The sequence below is a fragment of the Kitasatospora sp. NPDC093550 genome (assembly GCF_044764985.1).
Classification (GTDB): domain Bacteria; phylum Actinomycetota; class Actinomycetes; order Streptomycetales; family Streptomycetaceae; genus Kitasatospora.
In genome coordinates this window covers 124,387-138,864 of the sequence record NZ_JBIWJF010000022.1, presented here as the reverse complement: position 1 = coordinate 138,864, position 14,478 = coordinate 124,387, and the positions used below count along the sequence as shown (strand labels likewise).

Annotated in this window: 12 protein-coding genes; 7 read left to right on the top strand and 5 right to left on the bottom strand. The window is 74.8% G+C overall.

What is annotated here, in order from left to right; translation table 11 throughout:
• Positions 1 to 103: 103 nt before the first annotated feature.
• Both ACIRD3_RS29765 and ACIRD3_RS29760 read left to right on the top strand, forming a co-directional pair.
• Positions 104 to 1,093 (top strand): oxidoreductase, encoded by a 990-nt coding sequence (locus ACIRD3_RS29765; RefSeq protein ID WP_402222801.1) that lies wholly within the window; start codon positions 104 to 106, stop codon positions 1,091 to 1,093.
• 206 nt (positions 1,094 to 1,299) lie between these two features.
• Positions 1,300 to 3,225, top strand: coding sequence for a hypothetical protein (locus ACIRD3_RS29760; RefSeq protein WP_402222800.1), 1,926 nt, complete (start codon positions 1,300 to 1,302; stop codon positions 3,223 to 3,225).
• A 3-nt stretch (positions 3,226 to 3,228) separates the two neighbouring features.
• Here ACIRD3_RS29760 and ACIRD3_RS29755 read toward each other — a convergent pair whose 3' ends face one another.
• The gene (locus ACIRD3_RS29755; protein ID WP_402222798.1) at positions 3,229 to 3,423 is read right to left on the bottom strand and encodes a DUF6011 domain-containing protein; all 195 of its coding nucleotides are present in this window, start codon (positions 3,421 to 3,423) and stop codon (positions 3,229 to 3,231) included.
• A 167-nt stretch (positions 3,424 to 3,590) separates the two neighbouring features.
• On the opposite strand from ACIRD3_RS29755, the gene ACIRD3_RS29750 reads away from it, so the two are divergent.
• Positions 3,591 to 4,361, top strand: a complete 771-nt coding sequence (locus tag ACIRD3_RS29750) for a TetR/AcrR family transcriptional regulator (protein ID WP_402222796.1) — start codon at positions 3,591 to 3,593, stop codon at positions 4,359 to 4,361.
• A 33-nt stretch (positions 4,362 to 4,394) separates the two neighbouring features.
• Here the strand turns inward: ACIRD3_RS29750 and ACIRD3_RS29745 are convergent, their stop codons facing one another.
• Entirely contained in the window at positions 4,395 to 4,796 is a 402-nt protein-coding gene (locus ACIRD3_RS29745) for a winged helix-turn-helix transcriptional regulator (protein WP_402222794.1), read from the bottom strand.
• A gap of 94 nt (positions 4,797 to 4,890) precedes the next feature.
• On the opposite strand from ACIRD3_RS29745, the gene ACIRD3_RS29740 reads away from it, so the two are divergent.
• Both ACIRD3_RS29740 and rarD read left to right on the top strand, forming a co-directional pair.
• Positions 4,891 to 5,736, top strand: coding sequence for an SDR family oxidoreductase (locus ACIRD3_RS29740; protein ID WP_402222793.1), 846 nt, complete (start codon positions 4,891 to 4,893; stop codon positions 5,734 to 5,736).
• 183 nt (positions 5,737 to 5,919) lie between these two features.
• Complete coding sequence (gene rarD / locus ACIRD3_RS29735) at positions 5,920 to 6,894, top strand: EamA family transporter RarD (RefSeq protein ID WP_402222791.1); 975 nt, start codon at positions 5,920 to 5,922, stop codon at positions 6,892 to 6,894.
• On the opposite strand, the gene ACIRD3_RS29730 is transcribed toward rarD, so the two are convergent.
• Genes ACIRD3_RS29730 through ACIRD3_RS29720 form a run of 3 tightly spaced genes read right to left on the bottom strand, consistent with a single transcriptional unit; the run spans position 6,884 to position 10,265 of the window.
• Positions 6,884 to 7,864 (bottom strand): ABC transporter permease, encoded by a 981-nt coding sequence (locus ACIRD3_RS29730; RefSeq protein WP_402222789.1) that lies wholly within the window; start codon positions 7,862 to 7,864, stop codon positions 6,884 to 6,886. The two genes, rarD and ACIRD3_RS29730, sit on opposite strands and share 11 nt — an antisense overlap.
• On the bottom strand, positions 7,851 to 8,978 hold the full coding sequence (locus tag ACIRD3_RS29725; RefSeq protein ID WP_402222788.1) for an ABC transporter ATP-binding protein: 1,128 nt from the start codon (positions 8,976 to 8,978) through the stop codon (positions 7,851 to 7,853). The genes ACIRD3_RS29730 and ACIRD3_RS29725 overlap by 14 nt, the downstream gene beginning before the upstream one ends.
• A 3-nt stretch (positions 8,979 to 8,981) precedes the next feature.
• Positions 8,982 to 10,265: an outer membrane lipoprotein carrier protein LolA gene (locus ACIRD3_RS29720; protein WP_402222787.1), complete on the bottom strand. Its 1,284-nt coding sequence runs from the start codon at positions 10,263 to 10,265 to the stop codon at positions 8,982 to 8,984.
• Positions 10,266 to 10,445: 180 nt separating this feature from the next.
• On the opposite strand from ACIRD3_RS29720, the gene ACIRD3_RS29715 reads away from it, so the two are divergent.
• Positions 10,446 to 13,034 carry a bifunctional FO biosynthesis protein CofGH gene (locus ACIRD3_RS29715; RefSeq protein WP_402222785.1) on the top strand — a complete coding sequence of 863 codons (2,589 nt, stop codon included), beginning with the start codon at positions 10,446 to 10,448 and terminating at the stop codon, positions 13,032 to 13,034.
• Positions 13,035 to 13,300: 266 nt separating this feature from the next.
• A complete protein-coding gene (locus ACIRD3_RS29710; RefSeq protein ID WP_402222783.1) occupies positions 13,301 to 14,416 on the top strand; it encodes an ADP-ribosylglycohydrolase family protein in 1,116 nt (371 codons plus the stop codon).
• Positions 14,417 to 14,478 lie beyond the last annotated feature (62 nt).

Sequence of the window (14,478 nt, the reverse complement as noted above, 5' to 3'; positions counted from 1 at the left end):
CCGTGAACGTCTCCACCCACACCGGCTCAGCCCGCAGCACCCCACCCATACAGCAGAAATGCCCTGTCTCCGCCCTTCTGCAACAAGCTTTAGCGTCGTCGCCATGACCAGCACCCACCTCCACCAGCAGCACCAGCAGCAGCCGCTGGGCTCGCCCTTCTCCTCCACCAGCGCCGCCGAGGACGTCATGGCCGGCCTCGACCTCTCCGGCCGGACGGCTCTCGTGACCGGCGGTTACTCCGGCCTCGGCCTGGAGACCCCGCGGGCCCTGGCCGCCGCGGGGGCGCGGGTCATCGTCCCGGCGCGTCGGCCGGAGGCCGCCCGTGCGGCGCTCCGGGGGACGGGCAGTCGGATCGTCCCCGTGGACCTCGCCGATCCGGGCAGTGTCCGGGCCGCGGCCGCGCTGATCCGCGAGTCGACGGGCAGCCTCGACCTCCTGATCGCCGGCGCCGGTGTGATGGCGGCCCCGGAGCGGCGGGTCGGGCCGGGCTGGGAGGGGCAGTTCGCCGCCAACCACCTCGGGCACTTCCTCCTGGTCTGCGAGCTGTACCCCCTCCTGGCCGCCGCCCCCGGGGGCGCGCGGGTCGTCGTCACCAGCTCCGCCGGGCACGCCCTGACCGACATCCGCTGGCACGACCCGCACTTCCGCACCGGCTACGACAAGTGGCTGGCGTACGGCCAGTCCAAGACCGCCAACACGCTGTTCGCCGTGCACCTCGACGTGCTGGGCCGCGGCGACGGCGTACGGGCGTTCGCGCTGCACCCGGGCAAGACCATCACCGGTCTGCAGCGGGAGCTGACCCGTCAGGAGCAGGTGGACCGCGGCTGGGTGGACGAGCGGGGCGCCGTGATCGGCGCGGACTTCAAGTCGCCCGCGCAGGGCGCCGCCACCGGCCTCTGGGCCGCCACCTCGGCCCTCCTCGACGGCCGCGGCGGCCTGTACCTGGAGGACTGCGAGGTCGCCGGGCTCGCCGGTCCGGACACCCCGATGGACGACGGCGGCGTACACCCGTACGCCGTCGACCCCGACTCCGCCGCCCGCCTGTGGGATCTGTCGACGGCGGCCACCGGCGCCACCCCGATCGGCGGGTGACCGGAAAGCGCCCCGAATCCCGCGCGGCCGGGGACGCTACAGGCAGATCCGGCAGGACGGCCGCTCGCCCGCCGCGTGCGCCCGGCGGGCGAGGCCGGTCAACGCCTCGGGCGGCGGCAGGAGGTCGGGTGCATCGGCACCGCCCGGGCGTGCCCGCCACCGGATAGCCTCGTCCGGAGCGGGACGACACCACCGGGGGGCAGGGCATGGGCGGTCACGGAGACGACCGGAACGACGAGCGGTTGGCAGCCGAGGGGGAGGTCGCGGTCGCCCGGCTGGCGATCGACTCCGGCGACCTCGGGCACGCCGCCGAGCACCTCGCCGACGCCATCCTCGCCGACCCCCAACTGCCCGAACTGCACGAGGCGCTCGCCGAGTTGTCCGCCGCAGCCGGCGGTCCGGCGGCCGCGCGCGAGCTGTTCCCGCTGGACGGAGAGGTGTACCTCGGCACCGTCGCCTGCCGAGCCCATGTGGAGGCCGCCGCCGGGGACTGGGACACCGCCGTCGGCCTGCTGGCCTCCGCCATCCAGTACGAGCCGGCCCACCCCTGGGCGCACACCGCCTGGCTGGCCCGCGAGGACCTGCCCGGCCTGGTCGACCCGGATGCCGTCGCCCAGGCGGTGGCCCGCGCGGCCGGCGCGCTGCCCGACCCGCTCACCGATGAACTCGCCGAAGCCGTACGGCCCTTCGACGCCTTCGTGCAAGCCGTGGTGGCCCGCCACGGCGACCACGCGCTGCTGCTGGCGATGGCCTCCGGCCTGACCCGCCGGCTCGGCGCCACCGCCCGCGCCGTCGAACTCGCCGAGCGGGCCCACCGGGCGGCCCCCGGCTACCTGCCCGCCGTGATGCTCGGCAACGCGCTGCGGGCCGACGGCCGCCCGGAGCGCGCGCTCGACGTCTGGGAGGCCGAACTGGCCCGGGTCGCGCCGGACCGGGACGACTCCAGCAGCTACCTCGCCGTCGACGTGGCCGAGTTGTACGGCGCCCTCGGCCGCCCCGAGGAGGGCCTGCCCTGGCTGGACCGGGTGCTCGCCGCCGAGCCCGACCACCCCAAGGCGGCCCCGGCCCGGTACGGGCTGCGCCACGCCGTGGACGGCGACCCGGCGCACCTGCTCGGACTGGCCGACCACCACCGCGCCCACCCCGACCACGAGTACGCCCAGGACCTGCTGGCCCGGCTGAGCCACCGCGAGCCCTGGCTCGGCATGGTCCCCGGTGCCTCCGAGGCCACCGTCAACCTGCTGCACCAGGTCCTCGCGGCACCCGGCACCGACCGCGACACCGCGATCGACTGCGGCGTCTCCACCCTCGAACCGCCCAGCTCGCGGCTGGCCCTCCACCTCGCGCTGCCGCACTGCACCGTCGCCTACGGGTCCGTCGACGAACCCGACCCCCGGCGGCCGCTGAGCACGAGCGCCACCGCCACCCGGGTCTGGGCCTGGGACGGCACCGACCCGAAGCCCGCCGTCGCCGCGCCCGCGCCGGAGAGCGCCGAACTCGTCCGCGCCACCGCCGGGATCGTCTGGCCGAGCCTCCCGGCCGCCTACGACCACGCCGTCCGGCTGGCCGGGATCCCGCTCGACGACCTGCTCGGCGTGCTGGTCCACCCGCCGCTGCCGCGCGAGGACGAGCTCGGCCGGGCGCTGCTCGCGCACCAGCCCGAGCTGTGGGTGCGCGCCGTCCAGGCCTTCGCCTGTCTGGGCATCGCGCACCACCGCACCGACCAGCCGTGGCCGGAGTCGGACCGCCGCCGGGTGCTGCTCGACCTGCTGCTCGGGCCGGAGGACTGGGTCGCCGAGGCGGCCGGTTTCGCGCTCGTCGCGATCGGCTGGACGCACCCGGAGATCCGCGCGGACATCGCCGCGCAGCTCCGGCGACGGCTGCACTACTGCGTCGACGCCCGCCGGGTGCGCGCGGTGACGATCCTGCGGTCGGTGTGCCGCCTGGTGCTCGCGGCGCCCTGGATGCCGCCCGCCGACCGCGACCTGGCCCGGGCGGCCATCCGGGCCGAGGACGCCGAGAACGCCACCCGGACCACCCGGACCGGCCCGACCACCGAGCCCGCCGGGACCACCGACGCCGAGCCCGCGCGCGCCCCCGGCCGCCTGCGCCGGCTGTTCGGCCGGAGCTAAGGGTCAGTCCACGCCGGGGAGCGGTTCCTGGTCGACGTCGAACCGCGCGACCCGCTCCGCCGGGTCGCGGCACTCCGGTCCCAGCCGCAGCATCCGCGACTCCGGGTCGTGCAGCGGCCGGTGGAAGCGGCGGCAGGTCACCCGGGGGCGGAGGGTCTGCGCGGTGTCCGTACCGGGGAGCGGCTCAGGGCTGGTCATGGGGAGACGGTAGCCGCCCGCCGCCGCGCCGTGCCGGGGCTCGTCCGTCCCGCGTTCCAGCCCGCCCCGCCCAGACCACCCCTGCCCGGCCCGCCCTGCCCGGCCCGCCCTGCCCAGCCCGTCCACGCCGTGCCGGGGCCGGGCCGCCCCGTGAAACGATGACCCCCATGGCCACCGACCGCAGCAGCGCAGGAGACCCGGCGCGCACCCTCGCCCTGCTCTGGGGGCTCACCGCCGAGGAGAAGCCCGGTCGGCGCGGGCCCCGGCAGGCTCGCTCGACCGGTGAGATCGCCGCCGCCGCGATCGCCCTGGCCGACGCCGAGGGCGTGGACGCCGTCACCATGCGCCGGGTCGCCCAGGAGCTCGGGGTCTCCCCGATGGCGCTCTACACCTACGTGCCGGGCAAGGCCGAGCTGCTCGACCTGATGCTCGACACCGTCTACGCGACGATGCCCCGCAGCACCCCCGCCGACGAGGGCTGGCGGGCCAGGGTCGCCGCCGTGGCGGACGACAACCGGGCGCTGCACCGTGCCCACCCGTGGGTCGCCGTCGTCTCCACCAGCCGACCGCCGCTGGGGCCGGGGCTGATGGCCAAGTACGAGTACGAGCTGCGCGCCTTCGAGGGCACCGGGCTGCCCGACGTCGAGCTGGACGCCGCGCTGACCCACCTGCTCGGCTTCGTCCAGACCTGCGCCCGGATGGCCGCCGACGAGCGCGCCGCCCGGCAGGACAGCGCGCTGACCGACGAGCAGTGGTGGGCCGCCAACGCCGAGCTGCTCGCCCGGGTCTTCGACCCCGAGCGCTACCCGGTGGCCGCCCGCGTCGGCGCCGCCGCCGGCGCGGCCCACGGCGGCGCGTACAGCCCGGACCACGCGTACGCCTTCGGCCTGGCCCGCGTCCTGGACGGCCTGGAAGCCCTGATCACCCGCCAGCCCTGATCACCCGCCGCTAGGACGGGCCCCGGGCCCGGCTCAGCCGGCGGTGGGCCGCCCGTCGTACTCCTCCCGCGCGTCGCTGACGGCACACATCCGGGACTCCACCCAGTGGGCGAGCGCGGAGACGTACTCGGCCGCCTCCAGCCCGAGCGGGGTGAGGCTGTAGTCGACCCGCGGCGGGATCACCGGGTGGGCCTCGCGCAGCACGAAGCCGTCCCGCTCCAGGGTCTGGAGGGTCTGCGCGAGCATCTTCTCGCTGACCCCGGCGACCCGTCGGCGCAGCTCGCTGAAGCGGTAGCCGCGCTCGCGCAGGGCGATCAGCACCAGGACCCCCCAGCGGCTGGTCACGTGCTCCAGCACGCCCCGGGAGGGGCACATCCGGTCGTAGACGTCGGGCACCCGGTCGAGCAGTGACCGCTCCTCTTCGATTACCTCCATGTCAGTACCATACTTCAAAGTACGTACTATCCAGAAGTTAGTGCCCTCCCTAGGGTGAGTTCCGAACCGATCGAAACCTCTTGGGGAGCAGAAGATGTACGTCGTCACCGGAGCCACCGGACAGCTCGGCCGACTCGTCGTGGAGGGCCTGCTGGCGGCCGTGCCGGCGAGCGAGATCGCGGTCGTGGTCCGTTCCGCCGCCAAGGCCGAGGAGTGGGCGAAGCAGGGGGTGCGGGTCCACGAGGCGGACTACGGCCGGCCCGAGACGCTCGCCGGGGTCTTCGCGCCCGGCGACCGGGTGCTGCTCATCTCCGGGAACGAGTTCGGCCGGCGGGTGTCCCAGCACGGTGCGGTGATCGACGCGGCGAAGGCCGCCGGGGTCGCGCTGCTCGCGTACACCAGCATCCTGGGCACGGCGACCTTCCGGCTGGGCGACGAGCACAAGGCGACCGAGGAGCTGCTGCTCGCCTCCGGACTGCCGTACGCGCTGCTGCGCAACGGCTGGTACACCGAGAACTACCTCGGCGACCTGTCCGGCACGCTGGAGCGGGGCGTGGTGATCGGCAGCGCCGGGGACGGCCGGGTGGCGACCGCCCCGCGCCGGGACTACGCGGACGCCGCGGTCGCCGTCCTGACCGGCGAGGGTCACGAGAACCGGGTCTACGAGCTGAGCGGCGACACCGCCTGGAGCCTGTCCGAGCTGGCCGCCGAGCTGGCGCAGGCCTCGGGCAAGCCGGTCGCGCACCGGGAGCTCTCCCCGGCCGAGCACCGGGAGGCGCTGGTCGGCGCGGGCGTGCCGGAGGGCTTCGCGGACGTGGTCGTCGACGTGGACGCCGGCATCGCGCGCGGCGAGCTGGCCGGCACCCCGGGCGACCTGGCCCGGCTGATCGGCCGCCCGACCGTCCCGCTCGCCGACACGGTCCGCGCCGCGCTGAACTGAGCCGCGCTGAACTGAGCCGCGCCGGACCGGGCCTCGCAGGCTTGAGCCGCTGAGCTCCCGAAACGCCCCGGAAGTCCAGCATTCAAGCAATGTCATGACCAAAATCCGGAAACGGAGATGACAGCCCGCCCTCCCGCCCGCTACCGTCGCCTCGACCACACGCGCGCGGGAGGGCCCTCGGCCATGCCACAGACAGACCAGCAGGACAACGGCCGGGGCCTCGGGTACGGCTTCGCGGCCTACGGCATCTGGGGGCTCTTCCCGCTGTTCTGGCCGCTGCTGGAACCGGGCGCCGCCGACGACATCCTGGCCAACCGGATGGTCTGGTCGCTGGTCGCGGTGGTCCTGCTGCTGGTCGCCCAGCGGCACTGGGGCTGGATACGCCCGCTGCTGCGCCAGCCCCGCCGGGTCGCCATGCTGGCCGGTGCGGCCGCCGTGATCTCGGTCAACTGGGGCGTCTACATCTGGGGCGTCAACGCCGGGCACGTGGTCGAGACCAGCCTCGGCTACTTCATCAACCCGCTGGTCACCATCGCCTTCGGCGTCCTGGTGCTCAAGGAGCGGCTGCGCGGCGCGCAGTGGACGGCGGTGGGCATCGGCGCGCTCGCCGTCGCGGTGCTGAGCGTCGCGTACGGGCGGCTGCCGTGGATCGCGCTGACCCTGGCGCTCTCCTTCGCGACCTACGGCCTGCTGAAGAAGAAGGTCGGGCTGAGCGGGCTGGAGAGCCTGGCGGCGGAGAGCGCCTTCATGTTCCCGTTCGCCCTCGGCTACCTGGTCTACCTGGAGGTCAGCGGGCGCGGCACCTTCGGGCACACGGTGGCCGGCTCGTACGGCTGGGGGCACTCCGGGCTGCTGATGCTCAGCGGGCTGATCACGGCGATCCCGCTGCTGTTCTTCGGCGCGGCGGCCGTGCGGGTGCCGCTGACCGTCCTCGGGCTGCTGCAGTACCTGGCGCCGGTGTTCCAGTTCCTGATCGGCGTCGCCGTCTTCCACGAGTCGATGCCGCCCGCCCGCTGGGCCGGTTTCGGCCTGGTCTGGGCCGCGCTCGCGGTGCTCACCTGGGACGCGCTGCGCCAGGTGCGGGCCGACCGCGCGGCGCGGGCCGCGGCCGTGCCGCGGACCGCGCCCGTCGAGCCGGCCGCCTCCGTCACGCGCTGATGTCCCGGCTGGTGAAGCGGGACCAGGCCGCCGAGCCGAACACGGCGACGTAGGCGGCCTGCAGACCGAGGTCCTTCAGCACGCCGTCCCAGTACATCGGCTCGCGCAGCAGGTCCGAGAAGCTGAGCCAGTAGTGGGTGAACAGGAACGGCCGGATCGCGTCCAGCTGCGGGAAGGCGTCCAGGATCTGGACGGTGATCACCAGCCCGACGGTGGCGGCCATCGCCGCGATGCCGCTGCCGGTGAGCGTGGAGACGAACAGCCCGATCGCGACCAGCCCGGCCAGCGAGGCCGCGACCACCCCGGCCACCAGCACCGCGCGCAGCAACGCGTCGGCGAAGCCGATGGTGTCCCCGGAGATCAGCGTGACCTCGCCGAGCGGGAAGAGCGCGGCGCCGGTGGCCAGCGCCGCCCCCGCGACCGCCGCCGTGGCGGCCAGGCAGAACACCAGCCCGGCGGTGAACTTGGCGGCCAGCAGCCTGGTCCGGCCGGCCGGGGCGACCAGCAGGTAGCGCAGCGTCCCGGTGGCGGCCTCGCCCGCCACCGAGTCCCCGGCGACCACGCCGACCGTCATCGGCAGGAAGACCGGCAGGGCGACCGCCAGCGCGGTGAAGACCAGGAACAGCCCGTTCTGGGTGGTCTGCGCGATGAAGCTCGGGCCGCCGCCGCCCTCGTGCGGACTGTCCGTGTTGAGCTTGACGATCACCCCGATCAGGACCGGCAGCACGGCCAGGATCCCCAGCAGCACCTTGGTGCGCAGTCGGCGGAAGGTCAGGTGCAGCTCGTTGCGGAACAGCGCCAGGAACCCCGACGCCGTCTGCGGCCGCCGACGTCCGACGACCGCGCTTCCGGCTGCCGCGCTTCCGGCTGCCGCGCTCCCGGCTGCCGCGCTCCCGGCCGCCGCGCTCCCGGCCGCCGCGCTCCCGGCCGCCGCCGGGCTCCCGCCTGCCCTCGCCTCAGCCCGCGACATCGAAGCCCTCCCCGGTCAGCGCCACGAAGGCGTCCTCCAACGTGCCCCGCTCCAGCCCGAAGCCGTGCACCCGCACCCCGGCCCCGACCAGTGCCGCGCACAGCCGGGGCAGCGCCTCGTCGCCGCGCTCGCCCAGCTCGCCGTCCAGCCGGCCCTCGCCGGGCACCAGGGCGGTGACCTGGTGGGCCGCCAGCACCTCGGCGGCCCGCGCCACGTCCGGGGTTCGGACCACCAGCCGGCCCTGCGCCCGGGCGGCCAGCTCGGCGACGGTGCCCTGCACCACCAGCCGGCCCCGGGACATCACGGCCGCGTGGGTGCAGACCTGCTCGATCTCGTCCAGCAGGTGCGAGGAGAGGAACACCGTGGTGCCCTCCGCCGCGACCTCCCGGACCAGCGCCCGGATCTCCCGCATGCCCTGCGGGTCCAGCCCGTTGGTCGGCTCGTCCAGCACCAGCAGCTCGCGCGGCTGCAGCAGCGCGGAGGCGAGGCCCAGGCGCTGCTTCATACCGAGCGAGTACGCGCGCGCCTTCTTGCCGGCCGCCGCGCCCAGGCCGACCCGCTCCAGCGCCGCCTCGACCCGCTGCCGCCGGGTGCGCGGGTCGGCGGTCGGGTCGGCGGCGTCGAAGCGGACCAGGTTGTCCCGCCCGGAGAGGAACCCGTACAGCGCGGGGCCCTCGATCAGCGCGCCCACCCGGGGCAGCACGCTGGAGACGGACTGCGGCATCGACTCGCCGAGGACGGTGGCCACGCCCGCGGTGGGGGCGATCAGGCCCATCAGCATCCTGATGGTGGTGGTCTTGCCGGAGCCGTTGGGGCCCAGGAAGCCGAAGACGGAGCCGCGCGGCACGGTGAGGTCCAGGCCGTCCACGGCGAGCTGGCCGCCCCGGAAGCGCTTGGTGAGGCCGCGGGTCCTGATCACGTCGTCGGAGCCGGAGCCGGAACCGGAGCCGGAGTCGGAGTCGGATCGGAGGTCGGACGCGGAGATTGAGCCGGATCCGGAAGGGGCGAGGGCGGCGGGGGGAGTGGGTGGAACGGGAACGGGGGCCGGGCGCGGTTCGCCGCCCGTGCCCCCGGCCGACTCCGTAACGTCCCCCGTTACGGGAGTCCTGGTCATCCGTCAGTTCACCCCGGCGGCGTGCTGCAGGACCTGGAGGGTCACCGCGCCGGCGAAGACCCGGCCGTCGTCGGTGAGCAGGACGTTGACGACCTTGGTGCCGATCAGGGTGCCGCCGTCGACCTGCTTGCCGAGCGACTTCATAAGCCCCTGCGGGTTCACCGGCCCGCGGCCGCCGTGCTTGCCGTCGCCCTTGCCGTTGCCCCCCTTGCCCTCGCCGTTCGGCACCTCGACGGTGCCGCTGGGCAGCTGCGAGGCGATCACGGCCGTCCAGCCCTCGCCGATCACGTTCACGCCCTCGTGCCCGGCCCCGGCGGCGGAGCCGGCCGTGGCCTTGCCCTCGGCGGCCGCCTCCTTCGCCGCCTCGTCCGCCTTCTTCTCCGTCACCTTGGCGCCCTTGGGCACCGTGAAGTCGAAGGTCTTGGCGGCCGGCTTGGCGAAGGAGACGTCGGTGAAGTGGACGTCCAGCACGGTCGTGCCGTCGGTGGACTTCACCGCGACCGCGAGCGGCACCCCGTTGTCGGCGGCCACCGCGATCCGGACCTCGGCCACCGTCGAGCCGCTCTGGGTCGGCTTCACGCTCAGCTGGTAGGCCTTCTGCCCGGCCACGTTGGCCGTGCCGGCCACGGTGACCGAGGTGGTGCCGGCGCTCGCGGTCAGGAACTGCCGGGCGGCTTCCTGCGGGGTGGTCGGCACACCGGTCAGCGGCGGGCCGGGGTGCCGGTCGGCGTCCTGGTGGGCGAGCCGGCCCGCGGCGCCGACGAGGTGCACCGCGCTGTTGGTCGAGCTGTCCCAGGCCCAGGACTGGTCACCGTTGCGGACCAGCGTGTAGCCGGCCATGTTCTCCATCATGTCGACCCGCTGGTGCTCCGGGCCGTCCACCGCGATCCGCAGCGTCCGGTCGCCGCCGAGCAGGCCGAGCAGCTTAGCCTGCGGGTCGGCGGCGGAGGTCGCGTCGGAGCCGCTGCCGCCGTGCCCGGAGGCCGCCGCGCCGAGCCCGCCGGCCGCACCCAGCAGCTGGGTGGGCAGGCCGAGGTCGGTGCTGACCGACACCGTTCCGGACAGCGCCTGCGCCTGGGAGCCGAGCGCCTTGGCCACCACCTGCTCGGCGGTCAGCGTCGGCAGGTCGGGCGGACCGTCGGCGGCCAGCGCGGGCACCAGCCCGACCCCCGCGGCGATCGCCGCGGCGACCGCCACCGGCACCCCGGCGCGCACCAGGACGCGTCGCCGAGAGCGGTACGGCACGCCGCCGTCCAGACCCTCCCCCGTCGCCGTCTCATTGGTCATGGCGTCATCAACTCCTCTGCGGACACGTGCGATTGGCCTTGCCCCTCCATTAGAGGCCGTCACGCCGCCGTCGGCATCGCCCTGCAGGGCCAGATCGGACTGGCCTTCGTGGGTACGCCGACCCTGAGACGGTCTCAGGGTCGCTCATCCCGGAGTACCGTCCTGGCGTAGGGTCGCGCCATGGATGGAACCGCCACGGACGCCAGCACTCCGCCGACCGCGAACGCGATGCGCCGCGCCCTGCGCCGCGCCCGGGACGGCGTCGCCCTCGACGTGACCGAGGCCGCCGTGCTGCTCCAAGCCAGAGGCGAGGACCTGCGCGACCTCTGCGAGAGCGCCGCCCGGGTGCGCGACGCGGGCCTCGAAGCGGCCGGCCGTCCCGGTGTCATCACCTACTCCAAGAGCGTCTTCATCCCGCTCACCCGGCTCTGCCGCGACAAGTGCCACTACTGCACCTTCGCCACCGTCCCGGGCAAGCTGCGCCGGGCCGGGCAGGGGATGTTCATGTCCCCGGACGAGGTGCTGGAGGTGGCCCGGCGCGGGGCCGAACTCGGCTGCAAGGAAGCGCTGATCACGCTCGGCGACAAGCCGGAGGACCGCTGGCCCGAGGCCCGCGAGTGGCTGGACGCGCACGGCTACGACGACACCGTCGCGTACGTGCGGGCGATGTCGATCCGCATCCTGGAGGAGACGGGCCTGCTGCCGCACCTCAACCCCGGGGTGCTGAGCTGGACGGACTTCCAGCGGCTCAAGCCCGTCTCCGCCTCGATGGGCATGATGCTGGAGACCACCGCCACCCGGCTGTGGAGCGAGCCCGGCGGCCCGCACTACGGCTCCCCGGACAAGGAACCCGCCGTCCGCCTGCGGGTGTTGGAGGACGCCGGACGCAGCTCCGTACCGTTCACCAGCGGGCTGCTGATCGGCATCGGCGAGACCTACCGGGAGCGCGCCGAGTCGCTGTTCGCGCTGCGCAAGGTGTCCCGCGCCTACCACGGCGTCCAGGAGCTGATCCTGCAGAACTTCCGCGCCAAGCCGGACACGGTGATGCGCGGCATGCCGGACGCCGAACTCGACGAGCTGGTCGCCACCGTGGCCGTCGCCCGGCACCTGCTGGGCCCGACGGCCTGCCTGCAGGCCCCGCCGAACCTGGTGGACGGCGAGTACGAGCGGCTGATCGCGGCCGGCATCGACGACTGGGGCGGGGTCTCCCCGCTCACCCCGGACCACGTCAACCCCGAGCGCCCCTGGCCCCAGATCGATCGCCTGGCGGAGCGCTCGGCGGCGGCCGGCTTCGAACTGCGCGAGCGCCTCGCGGTCTACCCCGAGTACGTGCGCCGCGGCGAGCCCTGGCTGGACCCGCGGGTGCTGCCGCACGTGCGCGCCCTGTCCGACCCGGAGACCGGACTCGCGGACCCGGACGCGGTGGTCCGCGGCCTGCCGTGGCAGGAGCCCGAGGACCTCCCGGAGTCGTACGGGCGGACCGACCTGCACACCGCCGTCGACACCGAGGGCCGCACCGGTGACCGCCGGGCCGACTTCGAGGACGTGTACGGCGACTGGGAGGTGCTGCGCGAACAGGTGCTCGCCGAGGGCGCGCCCGAGCGCCTCGCCGGGGACCTCCGGGAGGCCCTGGCGGTGGCCGCCGACGACCCGACCAGGCTGACCGACGAGCAGGCGCTGGCGCTCTTCCACGCCGACGGCCCGGCCCTGGACGCGCTCTGCCGGATCGCCGACGACGTGCGCCGGGACGCGGTCGGCGACGACGTCACCTACTGCGTCACCCGGAACATCAACTTCACCAACGTCTGCTACACCGGCTGCCGCTTCTGCGCCTTCGCCCAGCGCCGCACCGACGCGGACGCCTACACCCTGTCGCTGCAGCAGGTCGCCGACCGGGCCGCGCAGGCCTGGGAGGTCGGCGCCACCGAGGTCTGCATGCAGGGCGGCATCCACCCGGACCTGCCCGGCACCGCCTACTTCGACATCGCCCGGGCGGTGAAGGAGCGGGTGCCCGGCATCCACGTGCACGCCTTCTCGCCGATGGAGGTGGTCAACGGCGCGACCCGCACCGGGCTGTCGATCCGCGACTGGCTGCAGCGGGCCAAGGAGTCGGGCCTGGACACCATCCCCGGCACGGCCGCCGAGATCCTGGACGACGAGGTCCGCTGGGTGCTCACCAAGGGCAAGCTGCCGGCCGCGACCTGGGTCGAGGTGGTCACCACCGCGCACGAGCTGGGCATCCGCTCCTCCTCCACGATGATGTACGGGCACGTGGACACCCCGGCGCACTGGCTGGGCCACCTGCGGCTGCTCGCGGAGATCCAGCAGCGCACCGGCGGCTTCACCGAGTTCGTGACCCTGCCGTTCATCCACACCAATGCCCCGGTCTACCTGGCCGGCATCGCCCGCCCCGGCCCCACCGCCCGGGACAACCGGGCGGTGGTCGCGATGGCCCGGCTGCTGCTGCACCCGCACATCCCCAACATCCAGACCAGCTGGGTCAAGCTGGGCGCGGAGGGCGCGGCCGAGATGCTCCGCTCCGGCGCCAACGACCTGGGCGGCACGCTGATGGAGGAGACCATCTCGCGGATGGCCGGTTCGGCGTACGGGAGTTACAAGTCGGTGCGGGACCTCCGGGCGATCGCCGAGGCGGCGGGCCGTCCGCACCGCCAGCGCACCACCACCTACGGCGAGGTCCCGGCCGAGCGGCAGGCCGCCGCGCTGGCCTCGGACGGGCACCTCCCGCAACTGCTGCCGGTGCTGGACTGACCGTCCCGGGCGCGTCGCCCTCCCGCGGAACCGGAACCGGTGCCGGAGCCGGAGCCGGAGTCGGAGCCGGAGCCGGAGTCGGGGGAGGGCGGTCCCGGCGGGGCCGGGGGGCGTGGCCGCGGGACGGCAGGGTGGCGACAGACCGTCGCGGTGCTGGTGTTCGAAGGATCCCGTCGATCGGTTCGATTCTTCGAATACAGTGCCAGGGCGTGCGACCGGCCGAGCGTCGTGCGGCCCCCCGTCCCGAGGAAAGGCGCCCCGTCGTGATGCCACTGTGGTCACGCGCCCAGCAGCAGGACTACCGCAGCCGGGTGCGGGGCTGCCTGCTCGGCGGGGCCATCGGCGACGCGCTCGGCGCGGGCGTCGAGTTCGAGGCGCTGGAGAAGATCCGGGCCCAGCACGGCCCCCGGGGCGTCACCGGCTACGTCCCCGCGTACGGGCGCACCGGCGCCGTCACCGACGACACCCAGCTGAGCCTGTTCACCGTCGACGGACTGATCCGCGCCCACATCCGGCGCGACACCGGCAGCTGGCACCCGCCCACCGACCTGCACCTCGCCTACCTGCGCTGGGCCGCCACCCAGCGCGACTGGGGCCCGGACGAGCGCCGCCCCGACCTCGGCTGGCTGGGCCGCGAGGAGTGGCTCTACGCCCAGCGCGCCCCCGGCCAGGGCTGCCTGTCCGGCCTCAGCGGGCCCGACGCCGAGCGGCTCGGCACGCTGGAGCGGCCCAAGAACCCGCACTCCAAGGCCTGCGGCACGGTGGTGCGGGCGGCGCCCTTCGGGCTGCTCACCACCTGGGAGCCGGGCCTGGTGTTCCAACTCGCCGTGGAGTGCTCGGTGCTCACCCACGGCCACCCCACCGGCTACCTCGCGGCGGGCGCGCTCGCGGTGATCGTCCAGTCGGTGGCCCGCGGCGGCACCCTGGAGGAGGGCGTCCACCTCGCGCTCGCCCTGCTCTCCGAGCGGCAGGCGCACGAGGAGACCACCACCGCGCTGCGGGCCGCACTGGACGCCGTCCGGGCCGGCGAGCCCTCCGCGGAGCGGGTCGAGGCGCTGGGGGAGGGCTGGGTCGCCGAGGAGGCGCTGGCGATCGCGGTCTACTGCGCGCTGGTCGCCCACGACGTCCGCTCGGGCCTGCTGCTCGCCGTCAACCACTCCGGGGACAGCGACTCGACCGGCGCGATCTGCGGCAACCTGCTCGGGGTGCTGCACGGGGACACCGCGCTGCCGCCGGGCCTGGTCGCGGGGGTCGAGGGGCGGGCGGCGATCCTCGAACTCGCCGACGACTTCGTGCTGGAGCTGATGCACGGCACCGAACTGCACGACCAGCGGACCCCGGAGGGGGCCAACTGGGCCGTCCGCTACCCGGTGACGGGCTGAAGGCCGCGCCCCGAAAAGGCAGTTGCCCGTAGCGCCGGCCGCCGCCGGGGGAGGGCGACGGG